General features: G+C 64.3%; 2 protein-coding genes. Both read right to left on the reverse strand.

The window, feature by feature from the left end; all coding sequences use genetic code 11:
* Positions 1–61 precede the first annotated feature (61 nt).
* Positions 62–1870, reverse strand: a complete 1809-nt coding sequence (locus L979_RS03825; protein WP_047689438.1) for a biotin carboxylase N-terminal domain-containing protein — start codon at positions 1868–1870, stop codon at positions 62–64.
* Between the two features lie 209 nt (positions 1871–2079).
* Positions 2080–2619, reverse strand: a 540-nt coding sequence (locus L979_RS03830; RefSeq protein WP_047689441.1) for a response regulator transcription factor, incomplete at its 5' end; no start/stop codon positions are given.

The raw sequence follows: 2619 nt of genomic DNA on the forward strand, positions 1-2619 counted from the left end.
CGGTGACGCAACCGGGCCCACCGCCGTCGTGGTTCATAAGGGATGGATCAGAGAGGGTGGATCAGGAGATGGTGGCCAGAACCGCTCCGGCGGAGACCGTGTCCCCGGGGTTGAAGTCAAGGCCGGAGACCGTGCCGGACTTGTGGGCCTTGAGCGGCTGTTCCATCTTCATGGCCTCGATGACCACCACGGTGTCGCCCTCCTCCACGGTGTCCCCGTTGTCCACCGCGAGCTTCACGATGGTGCCCTGCATGGGGGAGGTGAGGTCATCACCCGTGGCCTTGGTGGTGCCGCCGCGGCCTGAGCGCTCGCGGCGCGGCTTGGTGCCGCCGGGAGCCGAGGCCTTGGTGGAGCCCAAGACGGATGCAGGCAGCACAACTTCCAGTCGCTTGCCGGCCACCTCAACCACCACGCTGCGGCGCTCCTCCGGGTCTGCCGAGGATTCCGGCGTTCTGGAGAAGGGCTCGATCTGGTTGTCGAACTCCGTTTCGATCCAGCGGGTGTGCACGGTGAACGGCTCATCGTTGGCCGGTGCGAAGGCGGGATTCGCCACCACGGCCCGGTCAAAGGGCACCACCGTTGCCATGCCTTCAATCTTGAGTTCGGCCAGTGCCCGGCGGGACCGATCCAGAGCCTGCTGACGGTCACGGCCGGTGACGATCAGTTTGGCAATCATGGAATCGAAGTTTCCGGAGACGGTCTCCCCGGCCTCCACACCGGAATCGATGCGAACACCGGGGCCGGTGGGCAGGCGCAGGGTGGACAGGGTGCCCGGTGCGGGCATGAAGTTGCGTCCGGGGTCCTCGCCGTTGATGCGGAACTCAATGGAGTGACCACGCACCTCAGGGTCCGTGTAACCGAGTTCCTCGCCGCGGGCCAGACGGAATTGTTCCCGGACCAGGTCGATCCCGGTGACTTCCTCGGAAACGGGGTGTTCCACCTGCAGGCGGGTGTTGACCTCAAGGAAGGAGATGGTGCCATCGGTTCCCACCAGGAACTCGCAGGTCCCGGCACCTTGGTAACCCGCTTCCTGAAGGATCGCTTTGGAGGATTCGTAGAGGCGGCCGTTCTGTTCGGCACTGAGGAACGGGGCCGGAGCCTCTTCCACCAGTTTCTGGTTGCGCCGCTGCAGTGAGCAGTCACGGGTGGAGATCACGGCAACGTTGCCGTGGGCATCGGCCAGGCACTGGGTTTCCACGTGTCGCGGGGAATCCAAGAACCGCTCCACAAAGCACTCGCCGCGCCCGAATGCAGCCGTGGCCTCACGCACTGCGGATTCGTAGAGCTCCGTGATGGATTCGCGTTCACGCACCACCTTGATACCGCGTCCACCACCGCCGAATGCTGCCTTGATGGCGATCGGCAGACCGTGCTGGTCTGCAAAGTCCACCACTTCCTGGGCTGACTGCACGGGCTCGGAGGTGCCGGGGACTCGCGGGGCGTCCACCTTCTCCGCAATGCGACGCGCAGCCACTTTGTCGCCCAGAGAGGCGATGGCATGCGGGGGCGGGCCGATCCAGGTCAAACCAGCGTTGATTACTGCCGCGGCAAAATCTGCGTTCTCGGACAGGAAACCGTATCCGGGGTGGATGGCATCAGCACCGGAGCGGGCGGCAGCGTCCAAGATTTTGTCGATCATCAGGTAGGAATCGGCCGCTGTGGTGCCACCCAGGCCGTAGGCCTCATCAGCCATCCGCACGTGCATGGCGTCCCGGTCCGGGTCCGCATACACAGCAACGGAGGCAATGCCTTCATCGCGGGCGGCACGGATGATGCGCACCGCGATTTCACCGCGGTTGGTAATCAGGACCTTGGTCAGACGACGAAGGCCGGGGGTGGTGGCGTTGGGTGCCTCATGGGCTCCGGTCACGTGATCGATCTCCTCATCCGCTGCGCAGGTGCGCCAACCCGTTCTCTGTGGCCATCCCGCAATGGACGGCCATCCTGCAACCGACGGCCAATCTGTGGTGAACGTCCGAACTGAACCACAGCACTGTATTGGGTTGTTGTCCTCAAACGCACGTCACCGATCATTCGACCACACACCGGCGCGTAACTTGCTGTAGGACTCCCACAAACTCAGGCGCGTTCGCCGTGACGGCCCCACCACAGGGCGGCCTGTACCCGGGAGCTGACCTGCAGTTTTGCCAGGGTGTGGGACACGTGGGTCTTGACTGTGGACTCCGCCACCACCAGGTTCTTGGCGATTTCCTGATTGGAATGGCCTTCCGCCAAGAGACGTAACACGTCTTCCTCACGGCGCGTCAGCGGCTCCAGCAACGTGGGGGAGTCGCCGGCATGACGTGGGGAGTCCGGTTGATCGTGCGGGGGCGTGGCCGGGATTCCTCCCGACGACGACGCCCCCGGTGCACCCGTTCGCACCGCCCGATCGATCACAGTGCGCATGACAGCCGGTGAGAGCACTGCGTCCCCGCGGGTCACGCCGTGCACCGCGTTGATGATTTCCGCCGGTTCTGCGGATTTGACCAGAAATCCGTCCGCCCCGGCTTCAAGCGCTGCCAACACGTACTCGTCCAAGGCAAAGGAGGTCAGCATGATCACGGCAGCGCCGGTCTTGCGGAGATCGTCAATGGCGGACAAGCCGCTGTTTCCAGGCAT

The sequence above is a fragment of the Kocuria sp. ZOR0020 genome (assembly GCF_000800955.1).
GTDB lineage: Bacteria > Actinomycetota > Actinomycetes > Actinomycetales > Micrococcaceae > Kocuria > Kocuria subflava.